The organism is Pseudomonas yangonensis, assembly GCF_009932725.1.
Lineage (GTDB): Bacteria > Pseudomonadota > Gammaproteobacteria > Pseudomonadales > Pseudomonadaceae > Aquipseudomonas > Aquipseudomonas yangonensis.
The window spans coordinates 129364-146039 of record NZ_BLJU01000009.1 but is presented as its reverse complement, the minus strand read 5'-3'; the positions used below and the strand labels follow the sequence as shown (position 1 = coordinate 146039).

Below are 16676 nucleotides of genomic sequence, written 5' to 3'. Positions count from 1 at the left end.
TCTCAGTTGGCGAGCGTCTGGAGTTCGAGGGTCAGCGGCGTGGGGCCGGACAATTTTACCCGCTCGTTGGTCGCCAGCGACAGGGTGGCGCCGACCACATCCGGGCGGATCGGCAAATCGCGGGCGTTGAGGTCGAGCAGACTGACCAGGGTCACGCTGGCCGGGCGGCCATAGTCGAACAATTCGTTCAGCGCGGCGCGGATGGTGCGCCCGCTCATCAGTACGTCGTCGATCAGCACCAGATGCTGGCCCTCGATCTCGAACGGCAACTCGGACGGTTGAACCTGTGGGTGCAGACCGTTCTGGGTGAAGTCGTCACGGTAGAAGGAGACGTCGAGGATGCCAAGGGCGTCATCACGTCCCAGTGCCTGCAGCAGGGCCTGGGCGACCCAGACGCCGCCGGTGCGGATGCCGATGAAACGCGGATCCAGAATCTGGCGTTGGTTCAGATGCCGGGTCAGCGCATTGGCCATGGCCGGCAGCAGGTCGTTGGGGTTCGGTAGCATGGCGAAACTCCTTGGTGCGGGCCGAGTCGCTCAGCCCGTGCAGTTTTCCTCTAGCCAGCCCTGCAGTAGCAGAGCGGCGGCAATGGCATCGACCGGGCGCTCACGATAACCCCCGCTCTGGCCTTCGCGCAGGCGCTGGCCCTTGGCCTCGAAGGTGGTCAGGCGCTCGTCGTGGGTGTAGGCGGGCAGGTTGAAGCGGCCATTGAGGCGGCGGGCGAATTTCTCGGCGCGGGCGCTCATCTCGCTGGGCGTGCCGTCCATGTTCAGCGGCAGGCCGACTACCACGGCGTCCGGCTGCCACTCCTTGATCAGCGCTTCGACGCGGCTCCAGTCCGGCACGCCGTTCTGCGCCTTGAGCACGCACAGCTCACGGGCCTGGCCGGTGATCACCTGGCCGACGGCGACGCCGATCTGCTTGGTGCCATAGTCGAAGCCCAGCAACAGGCGCAGTGGCTTGTCGCTCATCAGGCGTGCCCGACCTGCGAGGTCAGCAGGCTGAGGTTGACCCCCAGGCGTGCTGCCGCGGCATCGAGGCGCTGGTCAAAGGGCAGGTCGAAAAGAATGCTGCTGTCGGCGGGGCAGGTCAGCCAGGCGTTGTCGGCCAGCTCCGCTTCCAGTTGCCCGGCTTCCCAGCCGGCGTAGCCGAGGGTGATCAGGTACTTGTCCGGGCCAGTGCCATCGGCGATGGCGAACAGCACGTCCTGCGAAGTGGACAGGCCCAGTTCACCCAGCTCCAGGGTTGCCTGGAACTGCGGGCCGGCCGGGTGCAGGACGAAGCCACGGTCGGTCTGCACCGGGCCGCCGGCGAAGATCGGCAGGCTGTGGCACAGCGCTGCGGGCTCTTCATCGGGGCGCAATTGTTCGAGCACTTCGGCCAGATTGAGGCCGTTGGGCTTGTTGATCACCAAGCCCATCGCGCCCTGCTCGTTGTGTTCGACCAGGTAGGTGACGGTCTGGGCAAAGTTCGGATCGGCCATGTGCGGCATGGCGATCAGAAAATGGTGCTTGAGCGAGATGTGGGCTGATTTCTTCATGACGCCTAGTTTCAGCTTTAAGGCGCCGGGCTTCAAGCTGTAGGGCAGTTCAGCTGCAGGGCAGGGACGACGTGCAGGTAGCCCGGATGGAATCCGGGGTGGTGGTGAGGTTCCCGGATTTCATCCGGGCTACGGATAGCGGCGCCGGACAGGCCGCGTGTACCTCGGGACTAGTTGCTCGACAGCCGATCACCGCGCTCGAAGCGCCAGGTGCGGATGATTTCCAGGCGGTCGATATCGGCCAGGTCGCCGGTGAAGGGCGCATAGGGTGCGGCCAGGCGCACGATGCGTTGCGCGGCCTGGTCCAGTACGGCCTGGCCCGAGGACTCCAGCACCTGCACTTCATACAGTGAGCCATCGCGGTTGATCGACACCAGCAGGCGCAGGCTGCCGTAGATGCGCTGGCGACGGGCGTCGTCCGGATAATTGAGGTTGCCGATGCGTTCGACCTTCTTGCGCCACTCGTCCTTGTACCAGGCGCCCTTGTCGCGCATGGTCGAGGCGGCGTTGAGGCGGTGGATCTTCGGGCGCTTGGCGTAGGCCTGAACTTCCTGCGCCAGTTCGGCTTCCAGGCTGGCGATTTCTGCCGAGAGCTGGGCAGAGTCGAATACCGGTGCCGGGCGCGTTTCCGGAACCGGTTTGGCTTCCTCGCGTTTGACCGGCGTCTTCTGTTGTTGTGGTGCGCGCGTGGCGACGGCGGCCTTGGGCGCTTCCTGCTTGGTGGCGGGTTGCTGCGGCGTCGCCGGCGGTGTGACCTTGCGCACCTCGCTGTCCTGGAACGGGGCCTGCTCGGTGGTCTTGGGCGCAGCGGCGTGTTCCAGCGTACCGCTGCCTTGCTGGTTGTCCTGGGCGAGAAAGTCCGCCTCCTTGGGCTTCTCTTCGCTCTTGAAGGTCGACAGGGTGATTTCCAGCGTCTTGCTGATTTCCGGCGGCGACTCCAGGGTGAAGCCGATGCCAAGAATCAGTGCCACATGCAGGGCAGCGGCGAGAAACAGGGTGAACCCCAGGCGATCCGCCGGGCGGACGGTAGCGGAAGAGGTGGAGGGCGGGGTAGCGGCTGCGTTCATCGCGTATCGGGTCTGCGTTCGAATGGGGCGCAGTCTGCCGGGTAGCGGTGGGCGCCTGCAAGTTGCAGGCGCCAGGCTGCCACCTGCGTCAAGCTTTTAGCCCGCGCTTGCTGGCAATGCAGTCCATCAGGCGCTCACCGATACGAGTATCGAAAGCGGCATCGATCTCGCGGATGCAGGTCGGACTGGTGACGTTGATTTCCGTCAGGTGCTCGCCGATGACGTCGAGTCCGACGAATATCAGCCCTTTTTCGCGCAGGGTCGGGCCGACTGCAGTGGCGATCTCGCGGTCGCGTTCGGTCAGCGGCCTGGCTTCGCCACGCCCGCCTGCAGCCAGGTTGCCGCGGGTTTCTCCGGCGGCCGGGATGCGCGCCAGGCAGTAGGGTACCGGTTCCCCGTCTATCATCAGGATGCGCTTGTCGCCGTCCTTGATGGCCGGCAGATAGGCCTGCACCATGATCTGCTGCTGGCCGTGCAGGGTCAGGGTTTCCAGAATCACCGAGAGGTTGGGGTCGCCTGCGCGGTGGCGAAAGATCTGCGATCCGCCCATGCCATCAAGGGGTTTGAGAATGATGTCACGGTGCTCATCGGCAAACTGGCGCACAATATCGGCGCGCCGACTGACCAGGGTCGGCGGCGTGTATTGGGGAAACTGGGTGGCGAAGAACTTTTCATTGCAGTCGCGCAGGCTCTGCGGCCGATTGACCACCAGTACGCCGTCGCGCTCCGCCTGCTCGAGCAGGTAGGTGGAGTAGACGAATTCGTTATCGAAGGGCGGGTCCTTGCGCATGAGAATCACATCCAGCTCGGCGAGCGGGGTGTCCTGTTCCATGCCCAAGGTGAACCAGCGCTGCGGGTCATTGAACACTTCCAGTGAGCGCAGGCGGGCACGAGCCTGACCGCGAACCTGGTAGAGATCCTGCTGCTCCATGTAGAACAGCGACCAGCCGCGTGCTTGAGCGGCCAGCAACATGGCCAGCGAGCTGTCCTTCTTGAAGGAGATGCTGGCAATCGGATCCATGACGATCCCGAGACGAAGGCTCATGGGGGGTAACTCTCCGCGAGATAAAGGTAGAGGCCGGGTTGGCCATGCCGTAAGAGGCTGTCAGGGTGGCGTCGGCCGGGGCCTTGGTCAAGGCCTGGCACTGTCCCGGCAGGCTTTATAGATTGCATCTGGAGAGTGTGCTAAAAAGGCCCGACGATTGGGTCAAGCCCCATCGGCGACTGGGCCTCAGGCATACTGATAACGCGAATATAACGACTCACCGAGGCGATGGTAGGGCGAACATGGAACAGCATTCCGAGGGTTTGAAAGTGATGGTGATCGACGACTCGAAAACGATTCGTCGCACCGCCGAAACTCTGCTGAAAAAAGTGGGTTGTGATGTCATCACCGCGGTCGATGGCTTCGATGCCCTGGCCAAGATTGCCGACACTCACCCGAGCATCATCTTTGTCGACATCATGATGCCGCGTCTCGATGGGTATCAGACCTGTGCCCTGATCAAGAACAACAGTGCCTTCAAATCCACCCCGGTGATCATGCTGTCCTCCAAGGATGGCCTGTTCGACAAGGCCAAGGGCCGCATCGTCGGCTCCGATCAGTACCTGACCAAGCCCTTCAGCAAGGAAGAGCTGCTCGGTGCGATCAAAGCCCACGTACCGGACTTCACCCCGGTGGAACAAGCCTCCTGACGCACCGGCCCCACGGCCCCTGCGTCTCTTCTGCATTGGGAAACACCATGGCTCGAATTCTGATTGTTGATGACTCCCCGACCGAGATGTACAAACTGACCGCCATGCTGGAAAAGCACGGCCATCAGGTACTGAAGGCGGAAAACGGCGCCGACGGCGTTGCCCTGGCCCGCCAGGAAAAGCCGGACGCGGTGCTGATGGATATCGTCATGCCCGGTCTCAACGGTTTCCAGGCGACCCGTCAGCTGACCAAGGACGCTGAAACCAGCCACATCCCGGTGATCATCGTCACCACCAAGGATCAGGAAACCGACAAGGTCTGGGGCAAGCGCCAGGGCGCCAAGGATTACCTGACCAAGCCGGTCGACGAAGACACCTTGCTGAAAACTCTCAATGCGGTACTGGCCGGCTGACGCCGTGCTGTCCGCTCATTGAATAAAAAGAAGGCCACGGCTGGCATGTCGGACGCGCAGACTCCTTACCAGATCCTCCTCGAGATCGACCAGCGTTGCCGGGCCCTGGCGGCTGGCCTGCCGTCGCAACAGGCGGCGGTGCAGACCTGGAGCGGTATCGGCTTTCGCATGGGCGAGCGGTTCTTCGTCGCGCCGATGGGGGAGGTGGGCGAGGTCCTGCACGAACCGCGCTACACCCTGCTGCCGGGTGTGAAGAGCTGGGTCAAAGGGGTGGCCAACGTGCGTGGCCGCCTGTTACCGATCATGGACCTGTGCGGGTTCTTCGGTCATGAACTGTCGCCGCTGCGCAAGCTGCGGCGAGTCCTGGTGGTCGATCACCAGGAAATTTTCGCCGGCCTGACGGTCGACGAAGTTTTCGGTATGCAGCATTTCCCGGTGGATGCCTTCTCAGAACAACTGCCGCCTCTCGAGGCGAGCATTGCGCCGTTCATCCACGGTGTTTTTCAACGGGAACAGCCCTGGTTGGTGTTCAGCCCTCACGCGCTGACGGCCGATCCGGGCTTTCTCGATGTGTCCTATCAATAGATTTTCGGTTGGGTCGGTTCTTCCGGCTCTTTGGCGTTACATGGGAACCCTAGTGCGGTCGGTCCAGGCGGGGGCCAGATAATGAAAAAACTCAATGCAGGCAATTTATTGGCGGGGGCACGCAGCAGTACGCTGATCGCAGCGCTGTTCGTCGTGCTTATCGTTTCCATCGTGCTGTTGTTCGCGAACTTCGCCTACATCAACACCCAGTCCAACTACGATACCGAGTACATCAGTCACTCCGGTGAGCTGCGCGTGCTGTCCCAGCGTATCGCCAAGAACGCCACGGAAGCGGCGGCGGGTACTGCCGAAGCCTTCGGTCTGTTGCGCGATGCACGCAACGACTTCCAGCAGCGCTGGGGCTACCTGACCGATGGTGACGCCAGCAGCGGTTTGCCGCCGGCGCCGGAGTCGGTGCAGGCGCAGATGGCGGCGGTACAGCAGGACTGGGATAATCTGCGGCAGAACACCGACGCCATTCTCGCCAGCGAGCAGACCGTACTGTCGCTGCACCAGGTAGCCGCCACCCTGGCGGAAACCATTCCGCAGCTGCAGGTCGAGTACGAGGAAGTGGTCGACATCCTGCTGGAAAGCGGTGCGCCGGCCGCCCAGGTTTCCGTGGCCCAGCGTCAGTCGCTGCTGGCTGAACGTATCCTCGGTTCGGTGAACAAGGTACTGGCCGGTGACGAAGACTCGGTACAGGCCGCCGACATGTTCGGTCGTGATGCCAGCCTGTTCGGTCGTGTACTGGCGGCGATGCTCGAAGGCAACGCGGCAATGGAAATCAGCCAGGTCACCGACGAGGAAGCCCTCGAACGTCTGGCCGAGATTTCCGAACTGTTCGAATTCGTATCCGGTTCGGTGGACGAGATTCTCGAGACCTCGCCGGAACTGTTCCAGGTGCGTGAATCGGCGAACTCGATCTTCACCGTGTCGCAGACCCTGCTGGACAAGGCGTCCGATCTGGCTGGGGGCTTCGAGGATCTGGCCGACGGCCGTGCGCTCAACACCCTGTTCGGCTATGTGCTGGGTGCTCTGGCGCTGGGTTCGATCATTCTCATCGGTCTGGTGATGGTGCGTGAAACCAACCGTCGTCTGGCCGAAACCGCCGAGAAGAACGAACGTAACCAGGCAGCGATTCTGCGTCTGCTCGATGAAATCGCCGACCTCGCCGACGGTGACCTGACCGTGGCTGCGACGGTAACCGAAGACTTCACCGGTGCCATTGCCGACTCCATCAACTACTCCATCGACCAGCTGCGCGACCTGGTGGCGACCATCAACCTGACCGCCGTTCAGGTAGCCGGTGCGGCCCAGGAAACCCAGGCCACGGCGATGCACCTGGCCGAAGCGTCCGAGCACCAGGCGCAGGAAATCGCCGGTGCCTCCGCGGCGATCAACGAGATGGCCGTGTCGATTGACCAGGTATCGGCGAACGCCTCGGAATCCTCCGCGGTAGCGGAACGTTCCGTAGCCATCGCCAACAAGGGCAACGAGGTCGTACACAACACCATCACCGGCATGGATAACATCCGTGAGCAGATCCAGGATACCTCGAAGCGGATCAAGCGCCTCGGTGAATCGTCCCAGGAGATCGGTGACATCGTAAGCCTGATTAACGACATTGCCGACCAGACCAACATCCTCGCACTGAACGCCGCGATCCAGGCGTCCATGGCCGGTGATGCGGGCCGCGGCTTCGCCGTGGTAGCGGACGAGGTACAACGCCTCGCAGAACGTTCCTCGGCGGCGACCAAGCAGATCGAGGCGCTGGTAAAAACCATTCAGACCGACACCAACGAAGCCGTTATCTCCATGGAGCAGACGACTTCCGAAGTGGTGCGCGGTGCCCGCCTGGCGCAGGACGCCGGTGTGGCACTGGAAGAGATCGAGAAGGTATCGAAGACCCTCGCGGCCCTCATCCAGAACATTTCCAACGCCGCCCGTCAGCAGGCCTCTTCGGCCGGCCACATTTCCAACACCATGAACGTGATCCAGGAGATCACCTCGCAGACGTCCTCGGGTACCACCGCCACCGCCAAGAGCATTGGTAACCTGGCCAAGATGGCCAGCGAGATGCGCAAGTCGGTGTCCGGCTTCACCCTGCCAGACGCCTGATAAAGGAGCGCGGAGGCTGGCTGCAGCCTCCGCATCACAGCCATGACCCAGGGCGAAGGTATGCAGTCAGCGGGCGTTTGGGCATTGCGCCCGGTGACCGATATGTCGCAAGCCGATTTCCACGACTGGCAGACGCTGCTTGAGGCGCGTACCGGTGTGGTGATCAGCGAGCAGCGGCGCGCATTCCTGCAGACCAACCTGAGTGCGCGCATGCGCGAACTGGGCGTCGAGGATTACGCCAGCTACTACCGTCAGGTTACCGACGGTCCGCGTGGCGCGGTGGAGTGGTCGACCCTGCTGGATCGACTGACCGTGCAGGAAACCCGTTTCTTCCGTCATCCGCCTTCCTTCGAGGTGCTCTCGCAGTACCTGCAGGAACGTCTGGCGGCAGGTCTGAGCAAACCCTGGGAGTTCTGGAGCGTGGGCTGCTCCAGTGGTGAGGAGCCTTATTCGCTGGCGATTCTGGCCGCCGAGGCCCTGCAGGGCAGCGAATTGCCCGAGCATTTCGCAGTGACCGGTACGGATATCAGTCAGGGAGCACTGAGCAAGGCGCGCGAGGCGTGCTATTCGGTGCGGCGTCTGGAGCAGGTGAATGACGAACTGCGCGAGCGCTACTTTCTTGCGCAGGCCGATGGACGTTTCAAGGTGGTACCGAGCCTGGCGGCGCGCGTGTGCTGCGCCCGGCTCAATGTGCTGGAACTGGCCAAGGCGCCGATGTCCGGCATGGACGTGATTTTCTGCCAGAACTTGCTGATCTATTTCCGCCGCTGGCGTCGCCGCGACATCCTCAACCGCCTGGCCGAGAGCCTGGCGCCGGGTGGCCTGCTGGTCGTGGGCGTGGGCGAAGTAGCCGGTTGGCAGCACCCGCAACTGGTGCCGGTGCCTGACGAGCGAGTTCTGGCGTTTACCCGCAAGGGATAAGGCCAAGTTTATGAGTGGAGTGGCTATGGGTGATCGGCATGATTATGTCGCCCTGGAGTGGGTCAAAGGCGAGATCGGGGAAACCCTGAAGCAGGCGCGGCAGGCCCTGGAGGCGTTCGTCGAGAACCCGCAGGACCCGACGCGCATGCGCTTCTGCCTGACCTACGTGCACCAGGTGCACGGCACCTTGCAGATGGTCGAGTTCTACGGCGCAGCGTTGCTCGCCGAGGAGATGGAGCAGCTGGCCAAGGCGCTGATGGAAGGTCGCGTGGCCAACCAGGGCGAAGCCCTGGAAGTGCTGATGCAGGCCATCCTGCAACTGCCGGTGTACCTCGACCGCATCCAGACCGCCCGTCGCGACCTGCCGATGGTCGTGCTGCCGCTGCTCAACGATCTGCGTGCCGCCCGTGGCGAGAAGCTGCTGTCGGAAACCAGCCTGTTCTCGCCGGACATGTCCGCGCGCCTGCCGGCACTGCCGGAAGGCAGCATGGCGCGTCTGCGTACTGCCGAACTGCCGGTGCTGCTGCGCAAACTGCGGCAGATGCTGCAGATGGCGCTGGTCGGGGTGATCCGCAATCAGGATCTGGCCACCAACCTCGGCTACATGGCGCGTGTTTTCGCTCGCCTGGAAAGCCTGTGCAAGGACGCCCCGTTGGGCGGCCTGTGGCAGATCGCCTCCGGCCTGGTCGAAGGCCTGGCCAATGGCAGCGTGGTTAACGGTACTTCCGTGCGCACGCTGCTGCGCCAGGTCGACAAGGAGCTCAAGCGCCTGGTCGAGCAGGGCGCCGATGGCATAAACCAGTCCGCGCCGGACGAACTGACCAAGAACCTGCTGTTCTACGTGGCCAAGGCGCCGGCGCAGTCACCGCGTATTCGTGCGCTGAAGGAACAGTACCGTCTCGACGAAGCGCTGCCCGACAACGAGGTGGTGGACGAAGAGCGTGCCCGTCTGGCGGGGCCCGACCGCGACGCCATGCGTTCGGTGGTCGCCGCGCTGTGCGAGGAGCTGGTGCGGGTCAAGGACAGCCTCGATCTGTTCGTGCGCAGCGATCGCAATCAGCCCGGCGAGCTGGACGCCTTGCTGGCGCCGCTCAAGCAGATCGCCGATACACTCGCGGTGCTGGGCTTCGGTCAGCCGCGCAAGGTGATTCTCGACCAGATCGACGTGGTCCACAGCCTGTCTCTCGGGCAGCGCGAACCCAATGACGCTGTACTGATGGACGTCGCTGGTGCGCTGCTCTACGTCGAGGCGACGCTGGCCGGCATGGTCGGTCCGAGTGACGACAGCCAGAACGAACAGAGCCATCTGCCGACCACCGACGTGGCGCAGATCCACCAGCTGGTGATCAAGGAAGCGCGCAATGGCCTGGAACAGGCCAAGGACGCGATCATCGAGTTCATCGCCTCGCAGTGGAACCACGAACACCTGGCCCGCGTGCCAGAGCTGCTGACCCAGGTCCGTGGCGGCCTGGCGATGATTCCGCTACAACGCGCCGCCGACCTGCTCAACGCCTGCAACCGCTACATTCAGGAGCAGCTGCTGGCACGCAAGGCCGTGCCCAATTGGCAGAGCCTGGATACCCTGGCCGATGCCATTACCAGCGTCGAGTACTACCTCGAGCGTCTGGCCGAGGACCATGGTACTCAGGGCGACCTGATTCTCGATGTCGCCGAGGAGAGCCTGGAGACCCTGGGTTACCCGCTCAAGGAAAAGCCTTCGATCCTCGACCGCGTCGAGCCGCAGCAAGAGAGCCTGGCGCCTCTGGCCGACCCGTTGCAGGAAATCGAACTGCTGGGCGCAGAGAGCGAGCAAATCGAAGAGCCGCTGGCAGAAATCGAGCCGCTGGAGTTCGAACTGGCTGAGCCTGACGACGAGGTTGCCGACCTGCAATTGCCCGACGTTGAGCCCGAGCTGCCGGCTGCGAGCGAGACGGCCGACACCTTCACTTTTGAACTGGAGGAGCTCGAAGAGCTGCCGTCGCTACAGAGCGAAGAGATCGTTGCCGCTCCTTTGCTCGATGCCGAGCCGGAGCCTGCGCTGGAGCCTGAAGAACTGAGCCTGGACCCACTGGCCGAGACGCCGCAGTGGGACGAGCTGGAACTGGCGGATCTGGAACTGCCGGAAGTCGAACTGCCCAGCCCACCTGAAATCGTTCCGGAGATCGAGACACCGGCAGCGGAGAAGCCGCTGTCGATGGCCGACGTGATGGCTGCGCCGGTGCAGGCGATCAACCCGCCTGCCGCCGATGTGCCGCCGAGCCTGCTGCCGCCGCCCGCCGATGAAGAACCGGTGGACGAGGAGCTGCTGGAAGTATTCATCGAGGAAGCCGGTGAGGTGCTGGAAACCATCGCCGAGTACCTGCCGCAGTGGCAGGCCGACACCGACAACAAGGACGCGCTGATCGAAGTGCGCCGCGCCTTCCACACCCTCAAGGGTAGCGGGCGCATGGTGCGTGCGCTGATCATCGGCGAACTGGCCTGGTCCATCGAGAACCTGCTCAACCGCGTACTGGATCGCAGCATCGAGCCGAGTGAGCCGGTGCAGCAGGTGGTGCTAGACGTCGTGGCGCTGATGCCGGCGCTGGTCGAGGAATTCGCCGCCAAGGCGCAGCGTCAGCGCGATGACGTAGACCTGTTGGCCGCCACCGCGCATGCCTTGGCCAAGGGGCTGACACCCCCAAAATCTGACGCCCCGGCCACCCCGCAGGTAGCCGAGCCGGTGGGCGTTGACCAAGCTACCGATGTCGCCGAGCCAATCGCTGTGCGCGACGACGAAGCGCTCGAAGGCGAGCCCCTCGATGGCGAGCCCCTCGACCCGCAGTTGCTGGAGATCTTCCGCAACGAGGCGGAGACCCATCTGGACACCTTGGTGGGCTTTCTCGCCGACTGCGCGCAGGAACTGCCGCAACCGGTGACCGACGACCTGCAGCGCGCCCTGCATACGCTCAAGGGCAGTGCCTACATGGCCGGCATCCTGCCGGTGGCGGAAATCGCCGCGCCGCTGGAAAAGCTGGTCAAGGAGTTCAAGACCAACCTGATTCAGGTGGATCTGGCTGCCGCCGAGCTGCTCAGCAGCGCCGAAGGCCTGTTCCGCACCGGTCTCGATAACCTGCAAAGCCAGCCGCTGGCGCCCATTCCCGGTGCCGAGGCGTTTCTGGCACGTGTTCAGGCGCTGCATCAGGAGCGTCTGGCCAATGCCGAAAACGAGCGTATGGCGCAAAGCGGCGAGAGCCGCGATCCGCAGCTGATCAGCATCTTCCTCGCCGAGGGTATGGACATCCTGCTGGACGCCGAAGACCTGCTGCGCAAATGGCGCGAGCATCCGTCCGAGCGTCAGGAACTCTCTGCCCTGTTGGAAGAGCTGACCACCCTTGGCCGTGGTGCCGAGATGGCCGAGCTGCCACAGATCGACGAACTGTGCGAGGCCCTGCTGGACCTTTACGGCGCCGTTGAAGAAGGCAGCCTGGCCGTCAGCGAGCGCTTCTTCGACGAAGCGGAAAAGGCTCACGAAGCGCTGATCGGCATGATGGATCAGGTCGCCGCCGCCTTGCAGGTCAGCCCGCAACCCGAGCGGGTGCAGGCGCTGCGCAACCTGCTCAGTGAAGCCATCGATCCGAATACCCTGGCCTTGCTGACGCCTGGCGCCGAGGGGCTGGAAATCACCGAACTCGATCAGGCCATGGTCGAGCTGGAGCAGGCTGATAGCGAGCCGCAGAGTCTGGATGAGCAGCTTGCCGAGGCGGAAGTCACCGAGGATGCGGTCGAAGCACCGCAGGCCGAAGCGCAGGTCGAAGACGACCCGAGCGAGGCCGACGCCGAACTCGACGAGGAAATGGTGGAGATCTTCCTCGAAGAGGCTGTGGACATTCTGGAGAGTGCCGGCCAGGCGCTGGAGCGCTGGCTCGGCGAGCCGGACAACACCCTGCCGTTGTCCTCGCTGCAGCGCGACCTGCATACCCTCAAGGGCGGCGCGCGCATGGCCGCGATTCGCCCGATCGGTGACTTGGGCCACGAGCTGGAGTCGCTCTACGAAGGCCTGGTCGACCGCCGTTACAACCACTCGCCGGAGTTGGGCAGCCTGCTGCAGCAAAGCCATGACCGTCTGGCACAGATGCTCGATCAGTTGCAGGCACGCCGTCCTCTGGTGTCAGGGGAAGACCTGATTCAGGCGATCCGTCAGTTCCGTCAGAGCGGCACGCCGCAGAGCCTGTCGGCCGCTGTCGCTCAAATCGAGCCTGAGCCGGACGACCAGCCCATCGAGGCAGCCGAAGCGCAAACCGAAAGCTTCGAGCTGCCACCGCTGGCCTTGGTCGAGGACGAGATTCTGCTCGATGAGCAGCCACAGGCCGAGTCCGAGGCTGAGTTGCCGCTGATCGATGAAGTCGAGTGGGTGCTGCCCGAAGAGCAGCCGCTGGCGCGCGAAGCTGTTGCCGAGCCCGAGCCCGAGCCCGAGCCCGAGCCCGAGTCGCAGAGCGCAACGCTGGCCAACTGGCACGATGAGCGTGATCCAGAACTGGTGGAAATCTTCCTCGAGGAAGGGTTCGACATCATCGACAGCGCGGGTGCCGCATTGCAGCGCTGGATGACCGATGTCGACAACAGCCTGGAGCTGGAGGCTCTGCAACGCGACCTGCATACCCTCAAGGGTGGTGCGCGCATGGCCGAGATTCGCGAGATCGGCGATCTGGCCCACGAACTGGAATTCCTCTACGAAGACCTCGGCAATGGCCGCCTGCGCGCCAGCCCCGAACTGTTCACCCTGCTGCAGGCCTGCCACGACCGTCTGGCCGAAATGCTCGAAGCCGTGCGTGGTCAGCGCGCGGTGCCGCAGGGCGATGCCCTGATCGAGACCATCAAGCGCTTCCGGGCCAACCCTGACGAGCAGCTCAGCATGCCGTCGTCGGTGCAGCTCAAGGCCGTGGTCGAGAGCGACGAAGGCGAAGATGCGGACAGTGACATCCTCGATATCTTTCTCGAGGAGGCCGACGACCTGCTCGAGGCGATGGAAACCGCCGTCGGGCGCTGGGAAGAACAGCGTGATGACGGCAACGCCATCGACGAGATGCTGCGTATCCTGCACACCCTCAAGGGCGGCGCACGTCTGGCCGGGCAGAAGCGCCTCGGCAATCTGAGCCACGACCTGGAGCAGCATCTGACCGAGGCCTTGCAACAGGGCGCGCCCTGGCCCGACAGCCTGTTGCTCGACGTGCAGTCCGGTTTCGAAGGGCTGCAGCAGGAGGTCGACCTGCTACGCCAGCGCCTCAGCGCCAGCCTTGCCGACGAGCCGCTAGTGGCGCCCGTGGTCGAGGCAGAGCCTGAATCGCCTACGGTCGCCACCCTGCGCAACCCCATCGTCGCGGCCAGTGAAACGCCGGCCCAGGTACAGGCACCCACGGTGCTGCCGTTCGTGCAGCGTGCCCAGGCGGCCGCTCAGGAAGCCGCCGCGCGCCGCGCGCCGCAGGAGCTGGTCAAGGTGCCGGCCGAGTTGCTCGAAGGCCTGGTCAACCTGGCCGGTGAAACCTCGATCTTCCGTGGCCGTGTGGAGCAACAGGTCAGCGATGTCAGCTTCACCCTGAGCGAGATGGAAGCGACCATCGACCGGGTGCGCGACCAGCTGCGTCGTCTCGATACCGAAACCCAGGCGCAGATTCTCAGCCGCTATCAGGCCGAGGCCGAGCGCGCCGGTTACGAAGACTTCGATCCGCTGGAAATGGACCGTCATTCGCAACTGCAGCAGCTGTCGCGCGCGCTGTTCGAATCGGCTTCCGACTTGCTCGATCTGAAGGAAACCCTGGCGGCGAAGAACCGCGACGCCGAGACCCTGCTTTTGCAACAGGCGCGGGTCAACACCGAGCTGCAGGAAGGCCTGATGCGCACCCGCATGGTGCCGTTCGATCGCCTGGTGCCGCGTCTGCGCCGTATCGTCCGCCAGGTGGCCGGCGAGCTGGGCAAGCAGGTCGAGTTCGTCGTCGGCAACGCCGAAGGGGAAATGGACCGCACCGTGCTCGAGCGCATCGTCGCGCCGCTGGAACACATGCTGCGCAACGCCGTCGACCATGGCATCGAACTGGCCGATGCGCGCCGCGCTGCCGGCAAGCCGGATACCGGCACCATTCGCCTCAATCTCGGCCGTGAGGGTGGCGATATCGTCCTGACCCTGGAAGATGACGGCGGCGGTATCCGTCTGGAGGCCGTGCGCCGCAAGGCCGTCGAACGTGGTCTGATGGACGCCGACAGCGACCTGAGCGATCACGAGGTGCTGCAGTTCATCCTCGAGGCCGGGTTCTCCACTGCCGAGAAGGTCACGCAGATTTCCGGGCGTGGCGTCGGTATGGACGTGGTGCACTCGGAGGTCAAGCAGCTCGGCGGCTCGATGAGCATCGACTCGACACTGGGCCAGGGCACGCGCTTCACCATTCGCCTGCCGTTCACCGTGTCGGTCAACCGCGCGCTGATGGTCTACTCCGGGGAAGATCTCTACGCCATTCCGCTGAATACCATCGAAGGTATCGTGCGCGTCTCGCCCTACGAGCTGGAGGCCTACTACGCCCCCGATGCTCCGCGTTTCGAGTACGCCGGGCAGGCTTACGAGCTGAAGTACCTGGGCGACCTGCTGAACAATGGTCAGCAACCCAAACTGGTGGGCCAGAGCCTGCCGCTGCCGGTGATTCTGGTACGCTCCAGCGAGCATGCCGTGGCGGTGCAGGTAGACAGCCTGGCCGGCTCGCGCGAGATCGTGGTGAAGAGCCTTGGCCCGCAGTTCGCCGGGGTGAACGGCATATCCGGGGCGACCATCCTCGGCGACGGTCGCGTGGTGGTGATTCTTGATCTGCTGGCGACCATTCGTGTGCTGCACGCGCATCTGCAGAGTCAGCTGATGCCGCGCCTGGCCTCGCGCCCGATCGCGGCCAACGAGGAGGTGGAAGTCGACCGTCCGACCCTGGTCATGGTGGTGGACGACTCGGTCACCGTGCGCAAGGTCACCAGCCGCCTGCTCGAACGCAACGGCATGAACGTGGTCACCGCCAAGGACGGGGTGGACGCCATCGCCCAACTGCAGGAGCACAAGCCCGACATCATGCTGCTGGACATCGAGATGCCGCGCATGGATGGCTTCGAGGTGGCCACCCTGGTGCGTCACGACGAGCGCCTGAAGGATCTGCCGATCATCATGATCACCTCGCGTACCGGCGAGAAGCACCGCGAGCGGGCCATGGCCATTGGCGTCAACCAGTACCTCGGCAAGCCCTATCAGGAGTCCTTGCTGCTCGACACCATTGCTCAGTTGGTGGATAGCCACCGGGTCAAACGGACATGACGGAAAAATCCTCCGCGCGTATCGCAGTAATCGCCGACACCTCGCTGCAGCGCCACGTGCTGCAGCAGGCATTGGCCGGTGGCGGCTATCAGGTGGTGCTCAACAGCGACCCGGCACGCCTTGACGAGCAGGCACTGGCAGCCTGCGACACCGACCTGTGGCTGGTAGACCTGGCGCAGTCGGAAGATTCGCCGCTGGTCGACAGCCTGCTGGAGCGCGCCAGCGCCCCGGTGCTGTTCGGCGAAGGCCACGCGCCCGAGCGTCATTCGGAAAACTACCCGCGTTGGGAGCGCAGCCTGTTCGGCAAACTCAAGCGTCTGGTCGGCGATCCGACCCAGGCGGTCGGGCCCAGCCTGCAGGCGCTGCTCGATGAGGCGCAGCGCCCTGCACGCCTGGAACTGCCGCAGGCGCTGGCCAACACCCCGCTGAAAGCCGGCGAGCCGGCACGTCAGGTATGGCTGCTGGCGGCCTCGCTGGGCGGCCCTGCGGCGGTCAAGGCCTTCCTCGATGCGCTGCCGGGCGGCCTGCCCATTGGGTTTATCTATGCCCAGCACATCGACGCCAGTTTCGAGGCGGCGTTGCCGCAGGCGGTCGGTCGCCACAGTCAGTGGCACGTCAACACGGCGCGCCAGGGCGATCCGGTGCGTTGCGGCGAGGTAGTGGTGGTACCGATCACCCGCGAGCTGGGCTTTGCCGACGACGGCGCGATGCAGATTGCCGAGCGCGGCTGGCCGGAGCCCTACAGCCCTTCCATCGATCAGATGATGCTCAACCTGGCACAGCAGTTCGGTGCCCAGTGCGGCGTCATCGCGTTCAGTGGCATGGGCAGCGATGGCAGTGCCGCCGCCGCCTACGTCAAACGCCAGGGCGGGGTGATCTGGACTCAGCGCGCCGACAGCTGCGCCAGCCCGAGCATGCCGGACAGCCTGCGCGAGGGCGGCTACAGCAGCTTCAGCGCCGACCCGCGCGAGCTGGCCGTGGCCCTGGTCAATCACCTCGCCGAACATTGCAGTTGAGGA

The 16676-nt window shown here is 64.2% G+C and carries 12 protein-coding genes; 7 read left to right on the top strand and 5 right to left on the bottom strand.

Annotation, left to right across the window (positions count from 1 at the left end; all coding sequences use genetic code 11):
• Positions 1-2: 2 nt before the first annotated feature.
• From pyrR to gshB, 5 genes are all read right to left on the bottom strand, one after another.
• On the bottom strand, positions 3-506 hold the full coding sequence (gene pyrR, locus GYB81_RS13360; protein ID WP_161865772.1) for a bifunctional pyr operon transcriptional regulator/uracil phosphoribosyltransferase PyrR: 504 nt from the start codon (positions 504-506) through the stop codon (positions 3-5).
• Positions 507-536: 30 nt separating this feature from the next.
• Positions 537-974: a Holliday junction resolvase RuvX gene (gene ruvX, locus GYB81_RS13355; RefSeq protein ID WP_099522898.1), complete on the bottom strand. Its 438-nt coding sequence runs from the start codon at positions 972-974 to the stop codon at positions 537-539.
• Complete coding sequence (locus GYB81_RS13350) at positions 971-1540, bottom strand: YqgE/AlgH family protein (RefSeq protein WP_161865773.1); 570 nt, start codon at positions 1538-1540, stop codon at positions 971-973. Before GYB81_RS13350 ends, ruvX begins: the two co-directional genes overlap by 4 nt.
• A 170-nt stretch (positions 1541-1710) precedes the next feature.
• Entirely contained in the window at positions 1711-2607 is an 897-nt protein-coding gene (locus GYB81_RS13345) for an energy transducer TonB (RefSeq protein ID WP_161865774.1), read from the bottom strand.
• 88 nt (positions 2608-2695) lie between these two features.
• On the bottom strand, positions 2696-3652 hold the full coding sequence (gshB, locus tag GYB81_RS13340) for a glutathione synthase (protein ID WP_161865775.1): 957 nt from the start codon (positions 3650-3652) through the stop codon (positions 2696-2698).
• Positions 3653-3894: 242 nt separating this feature from the next.
• Between gshB and pilG the strand changes: the two genes are divergently transcribed.
• The 7 genes from pilG to GYB81_RS13305 all read left to right on the top strand — a co-directional run bounded on the left by pilG (position 3895) and on the right by GYB81_RS13305 (position 16673).
• A complete protein-coding gene (gene pilG / locus GYB81_RS13335) occupies positions 3895-4302 on the top strand; it encodes a twitching motility response regulator PilG (RefSeq protein ID WP_003458788.1) in 408 nt (135 codons plus the stop codon).
• Between the two features lie 47 nt (positions 4303-4349).
• Positions 4350-4715: a twitching motility response regulator PilH gene (gene pilH, locus GYB81_RS13330; RefSeq protein ID WP_013713612.1), complete on the top strand. Its 366-nt coding sequence runs from the start codon at positions 4350-4352 to the stop codon at positions 4713-4715.
• 45 nt (positions 4716-4760) lie between these two features.
• A complete protein-coding gene (locus GYB81_RS13325; protein WP_161865776.1) occupies positions 4761-5300 on the top strand; it encodes a chemotaxis protein CheW in 540 nt (179 codons plus the stop codon).
• Positions 5301-5381: 81 nt separating this feature from the next.
• A complete protein-coding gene (locus GYB81_RS13320; RefSeq protein ID WP_161865777.1) occupies positions 5382-7418 on the top strand; it encodes a methyl-accepting chemotaxis protein in 2037 nt (678 codons plus the stop codon).
• 60 nt (positions 7419-7478) lie between these two features.
• Positions 7479-8339 carry a protein-glutamate O-methyltransferase gene (locus tag GYB81_RS13315; protein ID WP_161865850.1) on the top strand — a complete coding sequence of 287 codons (861 nt, stop codon included), beginning with the start codon at positions 7479-7481 and terminating at the stop codon, positions 8337-8339.
• Positions 8340-8364: 25 nt separating this feature from the next.
• Positions 8365-15657, top strand: coding sequence for an Hpt domain-containing protein (locus GYB81_RS13310; RefSeq protein WP_161897859.1), 7293 nt, complete (start codon positions 8365-8367; stop codon positions 15655-15657).
• Positions 15654-16673 (top strand): chemotaxis protein CheB, encoded by a 1020-nt coding sequence (locus tag GYB81_RS13305; RefSeq protein ID WP_161865779.1) that lies wholly within the window; start codon positions 15654-15656, stop codon positions 16671-16673. Before GYB81_RS13310 ends, GYB81_RS13305 begins: the two co-directional genes overlap by 4 nt.
• Positions 16674-16676: the final 3 nt, after the last annotated feature.

Bases quoted from the DNA above. Each gene is read 5' to 3' on its own strand.
- GYB81_RS13305 (WP_161865779.1), top strand. From the start codon at position 15,654: ATGACGGAAAAATCCTCCGCGCGTATCGCAGTAATCGCCGACACCTCG.
- gshB (WP_161865775.1), bottom strand. From the start codon at position 3,652: ATGAGCCTTCGTCTCGGGATCGTCATGGATCCGATTGCCAGCATCTCC.
- pilH (WP_013713612.1), top strand. From the start codon at position 4,350: ATGGCTCGAATTCTGATTGTTGATGACTCCCCGACCGAGATGTACAAA.
- pilG (WP_003458788.1), top strand. From the start codon at position 3,895: ATGGAACAGCATTCCGAGGGTTTGAAAGTGATGGTGATCGACGACTCG.
- GYB81_RS13350 (WP_161865773.1), bottom strand. From the start codon at position 1,540: ATGAAGAAATCAGCCCACATCTCGCTCAAGCACCATTTTCTGATCGCC.
- GYB81_RS13310 (WP_161897859.1), top strand. From the start codon at position 8,365: ATGGGTGATCGGCATGATTATGTCGCCCTGGAGTGGGTCAAAGGCGAG.
- GYB81_RS13320 (WP_161865777.1), top strand. From the start codon at position 5,382: ATGAAAAAACTCAATGCAGGCAATTTATTGGCGGGGGCACGCAGCAGT.
- GYB81_RS13325 (WP_161865776.1), top strand. From the start codon at position 4,761: ATGTCGGACGCGCAGACTCCTTACCAGATCCTCCTCGAGATCGACCAG.
- GYB81_RS13345 (WP_161865774.1), bottom strand. From the start codon at position 2,607: ATGAACGCAGCCGCTACCCCGCCCTCCACCTCTTCCGCTACCGTCCGC.
- GYB81_RS13315 (WP_161865850.1), top strand. From the start codon at position 7,479: ATGCAGTCAGCGGGCGTTTGGGCATTGCGCCCGGTGACCGATATGTCG.
- pyrR (WP_161865772.1), bottom strand. From the start codon at position 506: ATGCTACCGAACCCCAACGACCTGCTGCCGGCCATGGCCAATGCGCTG.